The sequence below is a fragment of the Paenibacillus sp. JNUCC-31 genome (assembly GCF_014844075.1).
Taxonomy (GTDB): Bacteria; Bacillota; Bacilli; order Paenibacillales; family Paenibacillaceae; genus Paenibacillus.
The window spans coordinates 6,368,049-6,386,231 of the sequence record NZ_CP062165.1 but is presented as its reverse complement, the minus strand read 5'-3'; the positions used below and the strand labels follow the sequence as shown (position 1 = coordinate 6,386,231).

The following is an 18,183-nucleotide window of genomic DNA, read 5'->3' as shown; positions in this document are numbered from 1 at the left end:
GCTTATAATTACAATTTAATAAAGTCAGCCATGGAACGAACCTGAATGTCTCCCGCTTTGGATACGGCATCAGCATCCTGTAATCCAGCTCTGGAAGTAAACTTGACCTTCACCGGAATGCCAGGAATGAGGTCGAAGAAATTGTCCGAGAATACTCCTTCTGCCTCAGTAGAAATCCACACTTGTTTGGCAAGTACATCACTTTCCAGGACCCAATGTACGCCATCGTTCTCGGTCACTTCGGTTACCTTAATCTGCGCTGGTTGCAGTGCAATGTCCTTGGATGGTGCAAAATAATGCTCCTGTACAATATCGGCTGCCCCATCCTGCTTCAGATCAATGCGCAGCAATGTTGTTGCCGCATCGCGACCTTCCAGCCATTCCGCCTGGCTTAATGACAGTACCTGTTGACCGGAGTTGGATGCCAGAGCGACTTCATGCTCCTCTTCACGGTATACCGTGCCATCAAAGCCGATCAAGCGCAGCTGCAGTTTGCCTTTCACAGGTTCAAGCTGATCCGAGATCAGATAAATATCGATCACATCTTCCTTCGTGCCGTCTACAGATACCAAGACATCGCTGAAGCTGCGTTTGGCGTAATATTGCAATGCTTTCCAGCGTCCAAAGTAATCCATACCCGCCCAGGAAGCCACCGGCCAGCAATCGTTCATCTGCCAGTAGAGCGTTCCCATACAGAACGGTTTGCGGCGACGGTGAGCCTCAATGGCTGTTTTCATGGCTTCAGCCTGAAGCACCTGGCTCATATAGAGGAAAGATGGGAAATCCTTTGGTTCATGCATGTACATGTCCATATATTGCTTGATCAGTCGATTGCCCGCACCGTTCTTCTGATGGGCCAGCATCACTTCAGACTCCAGTGCCAGGTCCTCTTCCTCCGCATACTTGCGAACCGAATCATATTCAGGGAAGGACTGGAAGCCATACTCACTCATGAAGCGGCCAACATGAACATTGTAGTTCTCAAATGGCTCCACATTGTGCCACACACCCCAATAGTGAATATCCCCCTCTGACGTGGATGGGTGAGCATGTTGTTTCTCGTCTCCCGACAGGGATACGAGTGGCGAAGAAGGCCAGTAATCCACACCTGGGGCATACGCTTCAACCACTTCCGGCAAAAGATCATGGAAAATGGCTTCGTAATCCGCCCAAATGCGTTCTCTTTGCTCGGCGTTGTAATCTTTTTTCCAGCCCCATCCACCATCCTCAATGTATTGTGCCCATGCCGAATCAATCTCGTTATTGCCGCACCACAGCACGATACTTGGATGATTACGCAGACGTTTTACATTATCAATTGCCTCATGTTTCACACTGTTCAGGAAAGCCTCGTCTCCAGGATACATGCTGCAAGCAAACATAAAGTCCTGCCATACGAGCAAACCGTATTCGTCACACAACTCGTAAAACACGTCTTCTTCATAGAAGCCACCACCCCATACGCGAAGCATATTCATGTTGGACTCGGCAGCAGACACTATTTCATGCAGATAACGCTCACGTGTCACTTCGGTTATGAAGCTGTCATTGGGAATGTGGTTCGCACCTTTGGCAAAAACGGCAACTCCGTTCAGTTCAAAATAAAAGGATGCTCCCGCTTCATCTTGATCACGAACCAGACGAATCGAACGTATACCCGTTTTGACCGTGGACTCAGCCACAACCTGCTCACCCTGAATCACTTCCGTAACGAATGAATACCTATGCGGTTCACCCAGTCCGCGACTCCACCACAGCTTCGGCTCATCAATCGAGATTGGAACCTCAACAGTCTGGACACCCGGTTTCAGGGTTACAGCCTGCTCCCAGCTCTGTCCATCCGTTCCTACCCGAATAACCGTTTCTATTGGTTGCGCAGACTCTACTTCCACGACCGCAGTCAGGGAGGCGGAAGCAGCGGTTACTTCATTTTGCTGAATGAATACATCATTAATCCGTACGTCGGTCCAGCCTTCCAGACGTGCTTCACGCCAGATTCCGCTGGTCACAAAACGCGGACCCCAGTCCCAACCATAATGATACGGGGCTTTCCGTGCAAAAATACTTACTCTTTTGTCGCCTAGTCCACCCACATCAGATTGATCGTTCGATGCAGGAAGAGCATATCCGAGCTTCTCCAGCTTCGGCAGATCTTCCTGTATCGGAGACCGAAAACGTATTCGAAGAACGTTGCCACTTGCCTTTACAACCGATTTCACATTAGCTCTCCACACCCGGAACATATTGTCTGCCGACAACACATGTTGTTCATTCACGTACACATCTGCATACGTATCCAGACCATCAAAGACCAGCTCCAGATGTTCTTGCGACAGCAGTGCTTCATTAATTTCAAATTCAGTGCGATACTCCCAGTCTATCTTGTCGATCCATTGAACGTCTTTTTCGTTCGTTCCATAGAAAGGGTCCGGAATTTTACCCAGTTTCAGCAAATCCGTATGCACACAGCCGGGTACGTGAGCCGGCATCCATTCTTGATCCTCACAAGCCTTGAACGTCCAATTCTGAAAAGTCTGCGAATGTACTTTGCTCATAACAGCCTCCGTTATCGTTAAAGTAGTTAAAAAAACAATTTGTTAGGTTTTGTTATCATAAAAATAAATAACTTACAAAACAAAATTAACATGATAAGCACAATTCAGTCAATCTGTTTTGTAATTTATTTCTTAAAGTCCTTTTTCACTAAACAAAAAAGACATGAAGCCCTCTCTCTCCATGTCTTTTCACCAAATCTTTTGATATGACTTGCCTGTTTCCTTCTCGAAATTTCGGATTAACGTTCGTTCACTTCATTGTAAGATTGCATTGTACTCATCACGGATGATTAATTCCGAATAGATCAGCTTTCTTTCAAAAGGCCTGTCCGGATGTTCCATGCGCCACAATAACTGGTCCACTGCCCGTATTCCCAGATTTTCCTTGTTAATATGAACTGTAGCGAGAATAGGTTCTTCTGAACGCGTATTATCGAACCCGGTTACTGCACATCGTTCAGGGACTGCAATGCCTCTTCTTTGAAGTGCACCAATCGCAACCACAGCCATGTGATCATTGGCACATACCATCACTTCTGGGATGTCTTCCATCTTCATGGCGATAATAGATTCCCGAATGTGGTTCAGATCGGGTCCCAACAAATCTGCTTGCTGCGAGGACTGCAGCTGCATCTCTTCCAGTACCGAACGATAGCCGAGCCATCGCTCTCTGAAACTGGCTGCATCAGGAAGTTCTCCGGCAAACTGTAGCCGCCTGTAGCCCTTTCCAACAAGCATCAGCACCAGTTCCTTCATGCATTTCATGTTGTCTGTAAACACCGTATCTCCATGGATTGCCGGGTCTTCATGATCAACCATCACAAGCGGAATGTGAAGTCGGTAGATTTCGAGCAGTACGGATGTGGAGATGGAACCAACGGTAATAATCCCGCTGATGGCTTCAGGATTAAGAACTGAAAACATGCGATCCGAAGAAGGCTCGGTTAAGGTCAGGATGTCCATGCCCTTCTCATTCAAACGTGCAGATATTCCGTCAAAGATGGGGCCCCAGTATAGAGAGGAGCGATTCTGTGAACGGATATTGGGAAACAAAATCAAAATCGTCCCCTGTCGCTCTGACTTCAACTCCTGTTCTGCAGGAGTTTCCACGAGATAACGCTTCGGTTCAGCTTTGAAATATCCGAGCTGTCCTGCCGTCCTCACAATCATCTCCCGGGTATGTTCACTGACACCGGGTTTGCCTGTCAACGCACGAGAGACTGCGAATTTGGATACCCCCGCAGCATCGGCAATTTGCTGCATGGTTACTCTTTTGCCCATCCTTCTCACCCGTTTTTCCTTTATTTTTCATTTAGTGTAGCATAAAAAAAGAGTTCCCACCAAACATGTTATGAAAAAAACCGTTTTGTTAGGTTAATATCCACGTCATTCAACACATCATCTGGATAACATAACAAAAAAAGTTCATCCACCACCTTCACGATGAAGATGATGGATGAACCCTTCCTTTAGTTCTAAATTATATGCCCGATGCTCCCTGATCTCCCAGTTCGGTCTGTAATGCCGCTCCCTTTCTGCGCGAAAGCCATGGATAAGGAACTCTGATCTCTGTAATTAGAACACCAAAAAGCATCAGCGCTGCACCCGCATACCCTTGCAGTGTAAGAGACTCCCCTTGAAAGGTAAACGCAAATGCTGCGGCAAACAACGGTTCGAGTGAAAAGATCAGACTCGTTCTTGTTGGTGAAGCATGCCGCTGGGCAAGAGTCTGCAAAATGTACCCCATGCCGCTGCACAGTACACCAAGACCCAGAATGGCTGCCCAAGATTGAGGTGTGTCAGGCAGACGCGGTGTCTCCAACATAAAAGTAGCAGCCAACCCCCACAGGGCTGCAACGCCCAGTTGAACCGTTCCCAGGGTTAGCGGATCATGCTTCGGCGTATACTTGCCAGCAATCATAATGTAGATCGCGTACATTAATGCTGCGAGAATGCAAAGGATATCCCCCATATGCAGACTGAGCTCATGTTGAAGTGTCAGCAATGCAAGCCCGGTTACCGCCACGAGAATACTTAGGGTTAACCGCAAGTCTGGCATTCGCCGATGCAGAATTGTCGTCAGAATGGGCACAAAGATCACTGCCAAACTGATTAGGAATCCCGCCTGGGAAGCCGTCGTGCGCTGTACTCCATAAGTGATCAATACAAAGGCCGCGAATAACGCTGTTCCCATGATTGCCCCTGCGACAAGCGTTCTTCGATCCATTCTGAACAATCGCCGATGGAAAAGGACAGCCGCTGCGATAAAGGCAATTCCAAACCGGAAAGCGACCAAATTCAGTTCCTGCATGGACTCCAGTCCGGATTTCATAAACAGATAGGATGATCCCCATATTACCGTTGCGAGCAGCATCTGCAAATCCGCTCTTCTTGTTGCCTGACCTTGTGGTGCACGTACTCCGTTCATCTTGCTTCTACCTTCATTCTATGTATTATATCTATCCGAGGCTCTGTCGAACTAACTCGCCTTGGCAAGTATAAACGATCTCTTTGCATTATAAAAATGAATAATTATAATAGTTAATATGAAATTACCTCATGTATGAAATGAAGAGAGGAACGGGATCTTTCATGTCATTGGTCAAATACGAAATTTTGAATGCCGTAGTGGAATACGGCAGCCTTACGAAAGCAGCGGAAGCACAGAATATTACCCAATCGGCGGTCAGTCATGCCATCGCCAGTCTGGAGACCGAGTGCGGTTTTTCGCTGCTGAATCGCGGTCGCTCCGGTGTACGACTTACTGCCGAAGGGGAACGCATTCTGGGCTTTACTCGTGAAATTCTGCGCTGGACGGAACGGATGAACCAGGAGATTTCGTTGATTCGCGGCGCCGAGATTGGAACCGTGCGCATCGGCACATTCGCCAGTGTATCCACACAGTGGCTGCCTGGCATCCTGAAGCAATTTCGCCTGCATCATCCCGGAATCGAAATTAAGCTTTGGGAGGGGGACTATGCCGAAATTGAAGGTTGGCTGGCCGGAGGCGCCATCGATCTCGGCTTTCTGTCCCTGGGGGATGCTTCGCCTTTTGAGACGATTCCATTGCAAAAAGACAGGATGATGTGCATCCTGCCTTTGGAACATCCACTTGCTACGGAGAATTCTGTCTCATTTGATGTATTGCTGGAACAGCCCTTTATTCTGCCCAAATGGGGCGGTGACAACGAAATTGAACGATTGATTCGACAGCATGCAGCCAAGCTGAATGTGGTCTATGAAGTTGCAGAGGACCAAGCCATTATGGCGATGGTTCGAAACGGTCTTGGTATTAGCCTTTTACCTGAAATGGTTCTGCAAAACCATATAAACAATCTCGCTCTCGTCCCCCTCACTGGAGATCCTTATCGTACCATTGGCATTGCCTGCCCGTCTCTCACCAATCTGTCCCCTGCTTCGCGTCGTTTCATTGAAGCGGTACAGAAATGGCTGCTTCTCTCGCTCTAATTGACGTTACTTACAAATTGTATAATACCAATGTTTACTCCCATATCCGGTCCAGCTGATCTGCGTAGAATCGGATGGCTCTGCTGTAATCGGTTATTCCCTTATCATTTGATGTATCTGCCAATTGCAGCAGCAGCCGTTTCATTGCCTCCTCGTGCTCGCCCAGATTGTAGAGCACCATGGCTAGAAAAACTTCAAATTCCCGGTTCTCCGGGAATTCACTTAACCCCTTTTCAAACCAGGACTTCGCCTGCTCGTATTGTCCCAAAGTCCGGTACGTGCTGCCTAGTCCAAGGATGGCACCCGCCCTGTCCTCATCAGATAGCGCTAGACTTAAGGACTTCTCATAATGCGGTACTGCTTCCCGCTCCAATCCAAGTGAATCATGCGCCCAAGCCAGCTGATACCATACCTGTGCATTCTCCGGTTCTTGCAAGGCCAGTTTCTGCAACAGCTCGATCGCCTCCTGCACCTTCCCCTCTTGTCGCCAGAGAATAGCCTGCTTCAAATCACCCATACTCCCACTTCCCGTTCATTCATCATTTGTTCCATTTGTAGAAATCGTTCATTCATTATAACAAAAAAAACACCCCGGGAAATATGCAGGAATAACCAGAGGTTGTCCAAGCGTATTCCACAGCGTGCTTTTTCATTTCGTAATTTGCGTAAGAAAGCCAACCACCGTGACATCATCCATTTCAGTAATTACAAAATGAATGATTCGATCATGACCAGGTCGTATTCGCTACCATCACTATAAATACAACCATCAGATAATTGACAGAGATCAAAAAGTTAACCTTTGCCCATTTTTCGTCATCCTGTGTTTTGAGTCCGCTTAGGGTGTGTACAAACCAGATGAGGCTTCCAATACCGGAAACAAGCAGGAATACAAGCCCAACGTAGTTATAGTAATACAGTAGAAATACAGCAGGAAGCAACAGAAAAACGTAAGGAATCATCTGAAACTTGGTACGTTTGACGCCCTTGACTACGGGTAAAAGGGGGAAACCTGCTGCACGATATTCCTCCACTTTACGAATCCCGAGAGACCAGAAGTGAGGCGGCTGCCATAGAAATAACAGCGCAAAGAGCAACCAGGCACCCACGTCAATCTGATTAGTAACTGCGCAATAACCGATTACAGGTGGCATTGCACCAGCAATTCCGCCAAGTGAAGTGCTCCAGGTTGAACTGCGTTTGAGCCACATCGTGTAAATCACGATATAAGCGAACCACCCGAGCAATGCCATCCATGCGGACAGTGGATTAACCAGGAAGTACAGCATCGCCACCCCGGCTACACCAAGACCAAGGCCATATCCGAGTACAAACTTGGGCTTGAGATGGTTGATGTAATCAATCCGTTTTTTGGTACGCTCCATCTTCTGGTCCAATTCACGATCCCAGTAGTTGTTAATCACACAAGCTGATGCGATGACCAGAGTTGATCCAATTAACACCATGAGGAGGGATATCCATGAGATATCCCATTTTGAAGCGACCCAGAACCCTACCGCCACCGCAAAAACATTTAGCCGCAAAAGTCCTGGTTTCGTTAATGCAATCATGTCTTTAAGCATGGGAAGCCTCCTGAACTATGTAAAAACACCATTCCTATAATGATACATGTAGCTTCCATCAATTACAATCTTCTTCATGGATTTGTCATAACAAAAAGCATCCCTCACGGTTAAATGGACCCGGAGGAATGCTTAAACGTTGCATTTAATGTCGTTTTATGGAATGTACTGCTGCACTATTTTGATCACTTTGCCATCCTGCACAGTCAGGTGATACGGGAATACCGACAGATCAAGAATATGGGTATTATCATACAATGATTCGAACTTGCTGAGCGTCACCGGCTCATTCCATTGAATGTTAGTTCCTTCGACTGTACCATCATGATCGTACAATTGCATCAGTACTTCAGCATTCGGACTTACTTCAACCTTTTCCTGCTCTTTGCTGTCATTAACAATATAATATCCATCAGGGGCACCATCTATACCGGAGTTCGGGTTGCGTTGTTCAAAAATTTGGTCCGCTTCTGTCCCCTGGTACCAGCCAATCTTGTCTACAACCAGGTACAGTTTCCCATTCTCTTGCTGTAAGTCATCCACATAAGCTGTAAACAGCTCGGAGTTGGCAGCCTGTGAACCTTTGGCAGAAACCTGTACAGAATCCGTACTCTCCTCAGCGTTCGCTGGTGTAAGCAAATATGTAGCAAGCACAATCATGCCAAGCAATGCAACAGCCGCACCCAGCAATCGTAATTTCCATTGTTTCGCCGCGTTCTTCATAGGCAGCATCTCTCCTTATTATGAACGTTAGTATTCCTTAACCGGAAGGCTTCCCCTTCAAACGCTCATATGAAATATTTAATTCTGTTTTCTACTCTCCCTATCATAATGGGTTTGCCAATTATAAAAGTATCAGCCAGATGAAAAATAGTTACAATACATGTCATCAGTTCTTTACGGAGCATCTTAACAAAAGAAGAGCAACCTAAACCAAAAAGAAACCCTGGATGCCATGGCATCCAAGGTCTCTTTTCACTCACCTTTTCGTTTTAGCTCAATCTCAGTGATTCGGGGTTGAACCTTGTGCCAGACGCACAAGCATATGAGCCAGCATATGACGTTCTTCCTCTTTACCAACATTCCACAATTCCTGCAGCAACTTCTCTTCACGGTTACGCGGCTCTTCCCGGGCTGCCAAATAATCAGCTACCTTCTCGGCAATTTTGGCCATTTGTTCCTCGCCCAGTCCAATGGATTCACCCATTGCAATTCGTTTGCCCAAGTATCCTTTGAATGCATCAAAGTTCTGTAAAATATGTTCTCTTTTCTCCGGTGCAATCTTTTCGATCGCATTATCTACCTTGTCGGTAGCAACTTGGCCATCTTTATGGATGACATGATTTTGTTCATTCATCTGATAAACCTCCTTGAGATATGTGCTTTGTGGAGTTCAAGCAAAATACTTAAACATACCAGGTTATTTATAATATAAACCTCTCGCTGGAGATTAATCAGACATTTCTATCCTTTAGCCATTGATTGCTCCTCAGGCTTGCTTCGTAATCGCCACACAGCCAGAGCCCCCCACATGTACAGTATGGCACTCAGATAGAATAAAACATCAATCGTCAGCCAATCGATCAACACACCGCCTACAATGACGGCAAATCCGGAAGCGGCAGATGTCCAAAAATGATAATTGCCGACAGCTGGGCCCCGTTGTCCGGCTACCGTATAATCGGCGAGCAGCACCCGTTCACTCATCCGTTGCATCGCATTACATATCCCCATAATGATTTGCAGCAGAAGGACCCAGATGTAGGATATGACCCATGGAAATGCAATCATGGCCGCAGCCATCCCCACTGCACTTACGATGAGCCACTGTTTGGCTTGTCGATCCATCCGGGGAGCGAGCCATTGCGAAGCAGCTGCCGAGCTAATCGTAAATACGGCAAAGGCAAGCCCGTATTTGGAGAAGCTGTTGCCCAGATTTTTGAGAAACAACAGATAATAGGGATAAATCATACCCGAAGCGAGGGTAACAATACTTTGAGATCGAACAAGCCACTTGATATTCATGGATGATTTCCTCCATATTCCTCCATAAAATAGTTCATAAAGAGATGATTGGGGTCAAACTTTTCTTTAGCTGCAAAAAACTCATTCATTCGAGGATAGGCCTGTTCAAATTGCTCTGAAGTCGCATAACCTGCATAGGGCAGGTAATATGTTCCATTATATCGAAGGACGGCATCCATTAATTGCTGCATGCTGTTCTTGAACTTTCCTTGTTCTGTCTCGGACAATGAAGCGTGAAATAAACAGACAAGACCGAACATATCTTGCGTTGCATATGAAAGCACAGCCTCTTCATCATGTTTCACATACCTGACTGTAATGTTAAGCAGATCCAATTGCTCCTGGGAAACAATCTCTCCCATCTCCTGAACAAATGCCGGGAAGGCATTCACCGGAATAAAATATTCTTGCAACAGATCATTTTCGCCCGGCTGATGATACTCCATGAAAGCCGACGCTGAAGCCATGGCATTGTTGCGGCTAAGCCTCTTGCCATCCTGCGACTCGAAGTACCGCAGTTGCAGAGGCCAAAACCACGACCGGCCCCATTCGAATTCACGGTTCAGGTTGAACAAGAGTTTGCTGGGAAGTACGCCCCTTTCGCGTTCATCCAGATGATTATAATCCTCTAGTGAAGCATCTGGATCAAGCGCATAATTCAGTGCGTACATCTCACGAAAGTAGCCTTCACCGGGCTGAACTGAAATTCGGGCCAGATGCATTCGGTTCATCGGGTCTCCAAGGACATTCTTTTGAAAATAAGATGGGTAGTCCCTAGCCTGCACCTGCTCCGTCGTAAGACGGTAGACTTCATCATCCGTTAATGTCAAGGTAACGTCCAGAATCAGGCCAAAAAGTCCATAACCTCCAAGCACAAGCGGGAAAAGTTCGGCATTCTCGGTGCGGCTCACGTGCCGAACCTGACCATTTGCTGTCAAGAGACGAAAAGAATCCACACTTTGAATCAAGGAACCCTGATGAAGCTCCCGACCATGGGCATTTACACTGATGGACCCGCCTACCGTAAAAATATTCTGGGACTGCATATTTTTGATGGACAATCCATATGGATTAATGGCTCGCTGTACGTCAGCCCAGGTCGCACCAGCCTGCACACGCACCTTTTTGTCAGCGGTATTGACTTCAAACACTTTGTTATAGGAGGTCATATCAATAACTATGCCATCCTTATAGTAGGTGTGGCCTCCCTGACTATGACGTTGTCCGGCAATGGATACCGTCATATTACGCTTTCGGGCATCCTGAAGCAGTTCAACGAGCTGCTGCTCTTCATGACCCTTCACAACACGTTCAACCTTAACCGGGTGAAGTCGACTGTAGTCGGTAATCAGATATGGATTCTGATCATCGCTATTGGTTCTCTCATATGTCCACACACATAAAAATAGAAGTAATAGGAGCACGCTCATTTTTTTGACCAGCTGAACTCCTCCTCCCTTACATTCTACGTTTCAATTTAATCCCATTGGTTAATCGTTTACATACACATTAAAGAGATTGGATATGTTAAGGAACACCTTAAACATACCTGAATAAGGAGGGATTTTCCATGAATGAACATAAAAAAGAGCGAAAAAACAAGGATCTTGAGCCTGGTGTCAATACCGTTCTGCACCCCGATCCCTATAATCCCGGGCCAACGGACATGATTGAGGAAGCTGTAGGAGAGATCGTAGACAACATTACCCACCCCATCAAAGGCAAAAAGAAGACCGATGACCCCAACAAAACCAAAAATTAAGCTTCAACATTCGTCTGACAGCCCATTTTGCATTACAACGCAAAAAGTCCCCCAACCTCAGTAACAACGGTCGGGTGACTTTGGATTTGTTTCATTTTTATAGCGATAAACGGGTCTGTTCACCATGGGCATCTATATTTGTTTCACTTTGGTTTTCCTTTTTCATCTGCTGCAACGCCTTATGAATCCAGATCGCAGCAATTGATCCCTCACCCATGGCGACGGTCGCCTGTTCCGCGTGCAGGCCCAAATCCCCTGCAATCCACACATTAGGTGCCGCTTGCATGCTGCGCGGGTCGGCTTTCACATGGTTATTATCCGCGATAACAGCTCCAAGCTGCTCCGCCAATTCATAATGCACACGATTGCCTCCAAAAGCGATAAAACCCCGTTCCGACTCATAAATCTGTCCATCTTCCGTCAGTACACCCGTAATATGGCCATCCTCCATTTGTTGCACTTCTTGGACGGCCGCCTCAAGGTAACGAACTCCTGCCTCTTTCATGCTTCGATGAAGCTCAGCGGAGATTGGCGACTGCTCATGGTTAATGTACAACAACTCATTGGTACGTTGAATCAAAACCATAGCCATGTTTGCACCCGCTTCGCCTGCACCCAGCAATATCGTTCGCTGATTCTGAATTTCATATCCATCACAATCCGGGCACACATATACCGTTCGTCCCAACGTAGGCCTTAATCCCGGAATGGCCGGCATCCTGTCCGTTAGTCCAGTTGCCAGTAAGACTGTTTTGGCCATATATTCAGAGCCGGAAGAGCCGAACAGTTGTATCTGTTCTCCCCGGCGTCCTGCTTTAATGATATAGTCTTTCTCAAATGACACGCCGGTCCGCTCTGCCTGCATTCTGCCTTTGGAGCGCAGCTCTTCACCGGATACACCGTCGGGAAAGCCAAGAATATTATGATAGGTTCGGCACAGCGTTGATCTGCCTTCCCCTGCATCCACTACCAGCACCCGATGGACCGTGTAACGCCCCATCTGAATGGCTGCCTGAAGTCCTGCGAGTCCTCCTCCTACGATAATGCAATCATACTCTCGCATGCTCCATCTCCCTCCTATGCTTCCATCTCTTATAAGTTATTGGACAGTTCACTATCCTCTATCCATTTACACCGTTCAACCAAAATCAAACGTTATCCGTTACACTTAGCTTTTACCAAAATAAAATAACCCAAACCATCCGTCTGAATAACGGTTCGGTTGGGTCGATTGAAGAAAAGGTATTATTCCGGATTCAGAAAATGTATGATTCAAATCGTGATGCGTTCGAAATGGCATTCCATACATCTGCCGTCTCGCCGCCCATATACCAGTAGGCCAACCCAGCAATGTTACGCTCTCCGCTCATCATTACTTTTGCGGATAAGGAACGACTGTCCTCTGCCCATATATATCTTGGCGTACCGTTACTGTTGTATCCAATGACATATTGGACCAGAGATGTATCCCACCGTCTTACAGAACCTGAAGCTCGTGCACGTGTTCCCTGTTCTGCCAGGGTAATGTCCCATGAACTGGCTGCCGGATTCACAGATGACCAATCACGTGTATACAAAGGCAGAGCCAAAATCGTTTTGGCACGCACCACCTCAGAGAGCATCGTATCCAGAGCCTTTTCAACCCAAGGAAGAGAGGCCACAGATCCTGCTTGCGGATCGCCGTTCCAATGTTCCTCATACCCCATCAGTACCATGTAATCCGATATGGCACCCAATTGGGCATAATCAAATGCATCGGTCCAGTCTGTCCCCAGATCGGGGGATACATCCACGGATACAACGGCCCCCAGGGCATGCAGAGCCGTTGTCAGTGAGGTGATAAATGCGGTCATTCCTTCACGATCAGCTGGCAGTACGTTCTCGAAATCCACGTTAATGCCATCCAGTTGATATGTTTTCACAAAAGATGTGACCTGCGAGATCACAGCTGCCCGGTTAGCTGAACTAGCTAACATCTGGTGAGTAAGATCCGGGTTTGAACGATTGCCAAGCAGCGGCCATACCTGTCTGTCTGTAGCAGCTGCCCAGGATAACAGGGACGTGTCCGTGAGATCCGTGACTTTCATACTGCTGTTCAGGAAAAACCAGCGGGGAACCAGTGTGTTTGCTTCCGACTGTTCGATCTGTTTCTTGAACTCAGCAGTGGAGGCGTTATATTGCCATCCAAGCTGAATACCGAGCTGATCCTCGCTTTTCAGCTGACCTGACCAGGTTTTCTTTTGTAATATGGCATCCAGCATCACTGCTGCCTCTTCTCTGGTCACCTGGTCATGTGGACGAAACATGCCGTTACTGCCGCGCATCAGCCCAAGTTGATATACAGTCTGCACATAAGGACGCGCCCAGTCCGATATCTGAGCTGCATCGCCATACGTGGATGACAGGAGATTCGTTGATTTGGAGGATTGTTTCAACATTCTCACCAACAGTGCTGCCACTTCTTCCCGAGTGATGGAGGCATTCGGCTGGAACACGCCCTGACTCTTCCCTTCCAGAATGGAAAGATTGGTCATGGCTGCAACGTTGCCGTAATACCATGCGCTCATGCTGACATCGTTATAGGGGTTAATGTTGTTTTTAACAGGCTTCAACCCTAGCAGTCTCACAGCAAATGTTGCAAATTGAGCACGAGTGACCGCCTTTTTGGGTTCAAACCTATTCTCGGAGGTGCCGGCAGCAATTCCCACCTTAACCAGATGTGCAATGGCATCCTTGGCATAACTGGTGGTTGTATCCTGGAACACCTGCTGAGTCGATGCTGCTTGAGCAGTGGATTGACCGATCGAGATTGATCCTATTGCCAGTACACCGCACAAAACAACATTCCATAGCTTGCGACGGGTACGTTTCGTTATTCTATTATTCACATCAAAAAGCCTCACTTCAATGGAGTACGATCTACATCATCGTATCAAATTGAAGCAAGGCCGTATGTGGTTAAATATTGGGAAATCCGCTGAAGCGCTGACCTAAATTTTTTATGAGTCGAGGCCATACTCAGGTTCTGGCGATAGTCTTACTTGTGTACTTTAACACGTTGTTCAATCGGTTGGAATTCTTTCTCGCCTGGTGTTACTGTTGGTTTGCCGAATGGCATCTGAGCGATCAGTCTCCAGTTCTCTGGAATATTCCATTCTTGTTTGACCTTCTCATCAATCAGCGGGTTATAGTGCTGCAGGGAAGCACCCAGACCTTCTTGCTCCAGTGCAGTCCAGATGACCAGTTGCAACATACCATTGGATTGGTTCGCCCAGATCGGGAAGTTATCCGCATACGATGCAAAGTTTTGTTGAAGCTGTGCGATCACATTGTTGTCTTCGAAGAAAAGCACTGTACCGTATCCGCTGCGGAATCCGGCCATTTTCTCGGCTGTTGATTGGAATGCTTCTGCATTACCAACCACTTCACGCAAGATTTCTTCCGTGTGATTCCATAGTTTGTCATGTTGCTCACCGAGCAAAACTACAGCACGAGATGTTTGTGAATTGAATGAAGTCGGAGTGTATTTCACCGCTTCTTCAACGATTTCCTGGATTTTAGCATCCGAGATCGTGGATTCCTTGCTGATTCCATAATAAGATCTTCTGTTTTTCAACGCTTCAAAAAAAGTAGACATTAATATTCGCCTCCCAAAATGGTCATTTTCCTCATTGCCAACATAGTAACTATAATATAGTAACATACATTAGTCAACAAACTATTTATTTTTCACTGAACGCACTTTTAAAAAACAAACGTGGTTGGGTATTCCATCTTTACGATACGACGAACCCTGTTAGTTGGACTCGCGATAATCTGCCCGATATTTTTCTTCCGACGAAGAGTTGCTCTTGGTCTGATCTTTGCTCTTCTCTTCCTGCTTCTCCATATTCAAATCCTCCATTGGAATCGGGTCCACTGTCTGCTCTTCTTCATGCATATCAAGCAAACTCTCCTGCTCTGTTGGATATTGCTCTGGATTATCGTGGGAACGTTTCGGATGGGTATCGTTGTTATTTTGATCCGGTGTGCGCTCTTTCATTCATGATCGCCTCCTCTGATTTCATTACCCTTTCTTTACCTGTTCTGTATATCTTCTAAACACAGTAATGTCGATTAACTGAACGAAAAGGAACAAAAACCAGCTAATGTTTGTCAAGCATTTCTTGTTGGGTGAGTTCTCTTTTCGTGGTATACTTTTTCCGACCAACACGAATAACCTCCACTGCTATGGAGGTTTTGGTTAAATATGGGTTACGATTGGTAGGGCTGGCTCTTCTGCAAGATGGCGAAAATGTGATGCAACAGCTTGTTTGCGCAGGCGATCACGACCACCTTGTAGGGCTTGCCCTCTTTTCTTTTTTTCTCGTAATACGAACCAATTTTTGCATTCACATTCTTTCGCATTCCGCATTGTACCGCTAAATATAGCGAACGTCTGAGCCTTTTAGAGCCTCGTTTCGTTATTCGTGTGCCTGTTGCTGTAAACTTCCCTGAACTGAAAATTCCCGGATCAAGACCCGCAAACGCCACGAGTTGCTTAGCGTCCCTAAACTGCCTGACATCACCTATTTCAGCTACTATGGCTGCAGCTAGTTTCATTCCGATTCCCGGGATGCTTTTCACGAGTTCGACTTCAGGTAGATTGGTCGCGATGTCCTCCATTTGCTTTTCCAGCTCGTCCAATTGCCGGATCATCGTCAGCAATAACTTAACCATCCCCAGCAGTGCTTGGCGTTGTGATGGGCTACGCCGAGCTTCTCTCCAGTCACCCAGCACTTCCTCCAGTTTTCTGACTTTTTCAATGACCCATTGCTTGGAACGAGACTTTCCTGCGCTACCCTGAATCACTTCAATCCAATCCGCTGTACCTTCTTCTAAACAACAAGCCAGTACCGTTAATGACGTTGCGGAAAATACATTCGAAAATAACCCTTCGTACTCCGGAAACACTTGCTCAAGTAAGGCTCTGCTGTTCAGTTTGGCCTGTACAAAGATTCCTGTAACAAATTCATGCTGCCGGGTCAAATGCTGCAGTTCCGTAAACGTCTCATCCCAAGTTCGGTGTGCCTTCACATCGCCTCGGTAGTACATCTCAGCCAAATGCCAGGCATCCGTTGCATCCGTTTTCACTTTGCGTAACTGCGCTCCCCTGGCTCGCTTGGATTGCAAGGGATTCACAATGTAATAGGTGTATCCACTCTGATCCAGACAGCACACCAAGGCACGATGATAATGCCCTGTCGCTTCCAAAACGACCACTGGAGCAACGCCTGTTTCGGCTTGAAGCGCGCCTAACATCTCCGTGAATTGGTCGAATCCGCTTGGTTCATGCACAATGTCTATGGCTTTGCCAAACGGCTCATTTCGTTTTCGAAACGCCTGAACCACACTTGAGCCTTTAGCGACGTCTACACCCACAACAGGTTCCATTTCTTCACTCCCTATCTTTCGTTACGCCGGCCCTTTCCACGATGGTTCCAAACCCATAGCTTCGCTTGTTATACGGGGTCGACTGCCCCAACCAGCTCAAACATGGTCTTTTGGAGGTCGTGGGAGAACAGTTTTTGTTACGGGGTCCTAGCCCCTAAAACCACCTCGTTCTCCCGGCTCCCCCATCGTAAAACGACCGCAAAAAAAGGCCAACCAGTAATTACTGGCTAACCTGATAATACGAAAAACCAACCAGACAAGCTGGTTGGCTCGAACCTACAACGTGAAAAGCGGGCAATGTGATGACTTTCATTTGTATGAGAATTGCATCCATATAAGCTCAGATCATGGATTTATTCTCCTTTTCAACAGAAAACCCTTCTGCTGCGAAATCTCATCCTTCAGCAAAAGGGTTATATTATGGGATCGCTGGGATCGCAGCTTTAACCCTTCACGGCGCTACCAGCCACTCCCTGAATGATATAATGCTGTCCCACGAGGAAGATGATGATCATCGGAATAATGCCTGCCGTGGCAGCGGCCATCATGCCGTTGTAGTCCACATTGTTCTCCAGAATAAAGTTCTGCAGTCCGAGCGGCACGGTGTACAGGTCTTTGTCGATCAGGAACACGAGCGCATTTTCATAGTCATTCCAGTGCCAGGAGAAATCAATAATCGCCAATGTAGCAAGCGCAGGCTTCGCCAAGGGTAGAATCAGCCTGAAAAATATGCGCAGGTGACCGGCACCATCGATAAACGCCGCTTCCGAGATCTCTGAAGGCACCGAGAGAAAGAATTGCCGCAGCATAAACACGCCAAAGATTGTGAACATTCCAGGCAGGATCAAGGCCCAATGAGTATTATATATGCCGACCCATTCAAACATGAGAAACTTCGGTACAAAGAGCACCTGCGGAGGCACCATCATCATCGAGAGATAGATCAGGAACAGCGTCTCCCGACCTTTGAATTGAATCCGTGCGAAGCCATAGGCTGCAAACGCCGAGAGAAATACAGCTCCAATCGTGCTAATTAGCGATATTTTCAACGAGTTCAGATAATACGTAGCAAAGGTATTCGCTCCGCTCCAGACCTTAATGTGATGCTCCCAGTTCAGGCTGGAGGGTATCCACTGGATGGGATAGGTGAATACGTCCGCAGGAGATTTGAATGACGTGCTGATCATCCAGATAAACGGCATAATCATCAGTAAAGCAAAACCGGCCATCAGAAGTGTCAGTATGATTTTCCGAATCTGGGTCAAATACTCCATGCGAACTTTAACTTTAGGTGAATGCGGAAATGTGGGCTTCGCGTTCGCAGCATTTATTTTCTCCATAACGGTCCCTCCCCTCC

At 46.9% G+C, this 18,183-nt stretch carries 17 protein-coding genes; 2 read left to right on the top strand and 15 right to left on the bottom strand.

The features are described 5' to 3' along the window. Nucleotides 1-8: 8 nt before the first annotated feature. The 3 genes from JNUCC31_RS28265 to JNUCC31_RS28255 form a co-directional block, all read right to left on the bottom strand. Nucleotides 9-2,555 carry a beta-mannosidase gene (locus JNUCC31_RS28265; RefSeq protein ID WP_192266657.1) on the bottom strand — a complete coding sequence of 849 codons (2,547 nt, stop codon included), beginning with the start codon at nt 2,553-2,555 and terminating at the stop codon, nt 9-11. A 255-nt stretch (nt 2,556-2,810) separates the two neighbouring features. Next, nucleotides 2,811-3,836, bottom strand: a complete 1,026-nt coding sequence (locus tag JNUCC31_RS28260; protein ID WP_192266656.1) for a substrate-binding domain-containing protein — start codon at nt 3,834-3,836, stop codon at nt 2,811-2,813. 199 nt (nt 3,837-4,035) lie between these two features. Further along, nucleotides 4,036-4,983, bottom strand: coding sequence for a DMT family transporter (locus tag JNUCC31_RS28255; RefSeq protein ID WP_192266655.1), 948 nt, complete (start codon nt 4,981-4,983; stop codon nt 4,036-4,038). Between the two features lie 164 nt (nt 4,984-5,147). On the opposite strand from JNUCC31_RS28255, the gene JNUCC31_RS28250 reads away from it, so the two are divergent. Continuing rightward, nucleotides 5,148-6,023 (top strand): LysR family transcriptional regulator, encoded by an 876-nt coding sequence (locus JNUCC31_RS28250; protein WP_192266654.1) that lies wholly within the window; start codon nt 5,148-5,150, stop codon nt 6,021-6,023. A 34-nt stretch (nt 6,024-6,057) separates the two neighbouring features. On the opposite strand, the gene JNUCC31_RS28245 is transcribed toward JNUCC31_RS28250, so the two are convergent. The 6 genes from JNUCC31_RS28245 to JNUCC31_RS28220 form a co-directional block, all read right to left on the bottom strand. Beyond that, entirely contained in the window at nt 6,058-6,540 is a 483-nt protein-coding gene (locus JNUCC31_RS28245) for a tetratricopeptide repeat protein (RefSeq protein ID WP_192266653.1), read from the bottom strand. Nucleotides 6,541-6,748: 208 nt separating this feature from the next. After that, on the bottom strand, nt 6,749-7,606 hold the full coding sequence (gene cyoE / locus JNUCC31_RS28240; RefSeq protein WP_192266652.1) for a heme o synthase: 858 nt from the start codon (nt 7,604-7,606) through the stop codon (nt 6,749-6,751). 156 nt (nt 7,607-7,762) lie between these two features. Then, nucleotides 7,763-8,329 (bottom strand): hypothetical protein, encoded by a 567-nt coding sequence (locus JNUCC31_RS28235; RefSeq protein ID WP_192266650.1) that lies wholly within the window; start codon nt 8,327-8,329, stop codon nt 7,763-7,765. A 280-nt stretch (nt 8,330-8,609) separates the two neighbouring features. Continuing rightward, nucleotides 8,610-8,963, bottom strand: coding sequence for a DUF3243 domain-containing protein (locus tag JNUCC31_RS28230; RefSeq protein WP_192266648.1), 354 nt, complete (start codon nt 8,961-8,963; stop codon nt 8,610-8,612). A gap of 107 nt (nt 8,964-9,070) precedes the next feature. Next, on the bottom strand, nt 9,071-9,631 hold the full coding sequence (locus JNUCC31_RS28225; protein ID WP_192266646.1) for an MFS transporter: 561 nt from the start codon (nt 9,629-9,631) through the stop codon (nt 9,071-9,073). Then, nucleotides 9,628-11,028 carry an FAD-binding oxidoreductase gene (locus JNUCC31_RS28220; RefSeq protein WP_228469284.1) on the bottom strand — a complete coding sequence of 467 codons (1,401 nt, stop codon included), beginning with the start codon at nt 11,026-11,028 and terminating at the stop codon, nt 9,628-9,630. The genes JNUCC31_RS28225 and JNUCC31_RS28220 overlap by 4 nt, the downstream gene beginning before the upstream one ends. A gap of 173 nt (nt 11,029-11,201) precedes the next feature. On the opposite strand from JNUCC31_RS28220, the gene JNUCC31_RS28215 reads away from it, so the two are divergent. Continuing rightward, a complete protein-coding gene (locus tag JNUCC31_RS28215; RefSeq protein WP_192266642.1) occupies nt 11,202-11,393 on the top strand; it encodes a hypothetical protein in 192 nt (63 codons plus the stop codon). Between the two features lie 97 nt (nt 11,394-11,490). Here JNUCC31_RS28215 and JNUCC31_RS28210 read toward each other — a convergent pair whose 3' ends face one another. The 6 genes from JNUCC31_RS28210 to JNUCC31_RS28185 all read right to left on the bottom strand — a co-directional run bounded on the left by JNUCC31_RS28210 (nt 11,491) and on the right by JNUCC31_RS28185 (nt 18,166). Then, nucleotides 11,491-12,456: an NAD(P)/FAD-dependent oxidoreductase gene (locus JNUCC31_RS28210; protein WP_192266640.1), complete on the bottom strand. Its 966-nt coding sequence runs from the start codon at nt 12,454-12,456 to the stop codon at nt 11,491-11,493. Nucleotides 12,457-12,649: 193 nt separating this feature from the next. After that, the gene (locus JNUCC31_RS28205; protein WP_228469283.1) at nt 12,650-14,281 is read right to left on the bottom strand and encodes an S-layer homology domain-containing protein; all 1,632 of its coding nucleotides are present in this window, start codon (nt 14,279-14,281) and stop codon (nt 12,650-12,652) included. Between the two features lie 149 nt (nt 14,282-14,430). Continuing rightward, nucleotides 14,431-15,030, bottom strand: coding sequence for a nitroreductase family protein (locus JNUCC31_RS28200; RefSeq protein WP_192266638.1), 600 nt, complete (start codon nt 15,028-15,030; stop codon nt 14,431-14,433). Nucleotides 15,031-15,189: 159 nt separating this feature from the next. Beyond that, nucleotides 15,190-15,435: a hypothetical protein gene (locus JNUCC31_RS28195; protein WP_192266636.1), complete on the bottom strand. Its 246-nt coding sequence runs from the start codon at nt 15,433-15,435 to the stop codon at nt 15,190-15,192. Nucleotides 15,436-15,647: 212 nt separating this feature from the next. Continuing rightward, nucleotides 15,648-16,826, bottom strand: a complete 1,179-nt coding sequence (locus JNUCC31_RS28190) for an IS110 family RNA-guided transposase (protein WP_192266634.1) — start codon at nt 16,824-16,826, stop codon at nt 15,648-15,650. Nucleotides 16,827-17,269: 443 nt separating this feature from the next. Beyond that, nucleotides 17,270-18,166 carry a carbohydrate ABC transporter permease gene (locus JNUCC31_RS28185; RefSeq protein ID WP_228469282.1) on the bottom strand — a complete coding sequence of 299 codons (897 nt, stop codon included), beginning with the start codon at nt 18,164-18,166 and terminating at the stop codon, nt 17,270-17,272. Nucleotides 18,167-18,183: the final 17 nt, after the last annotated feature.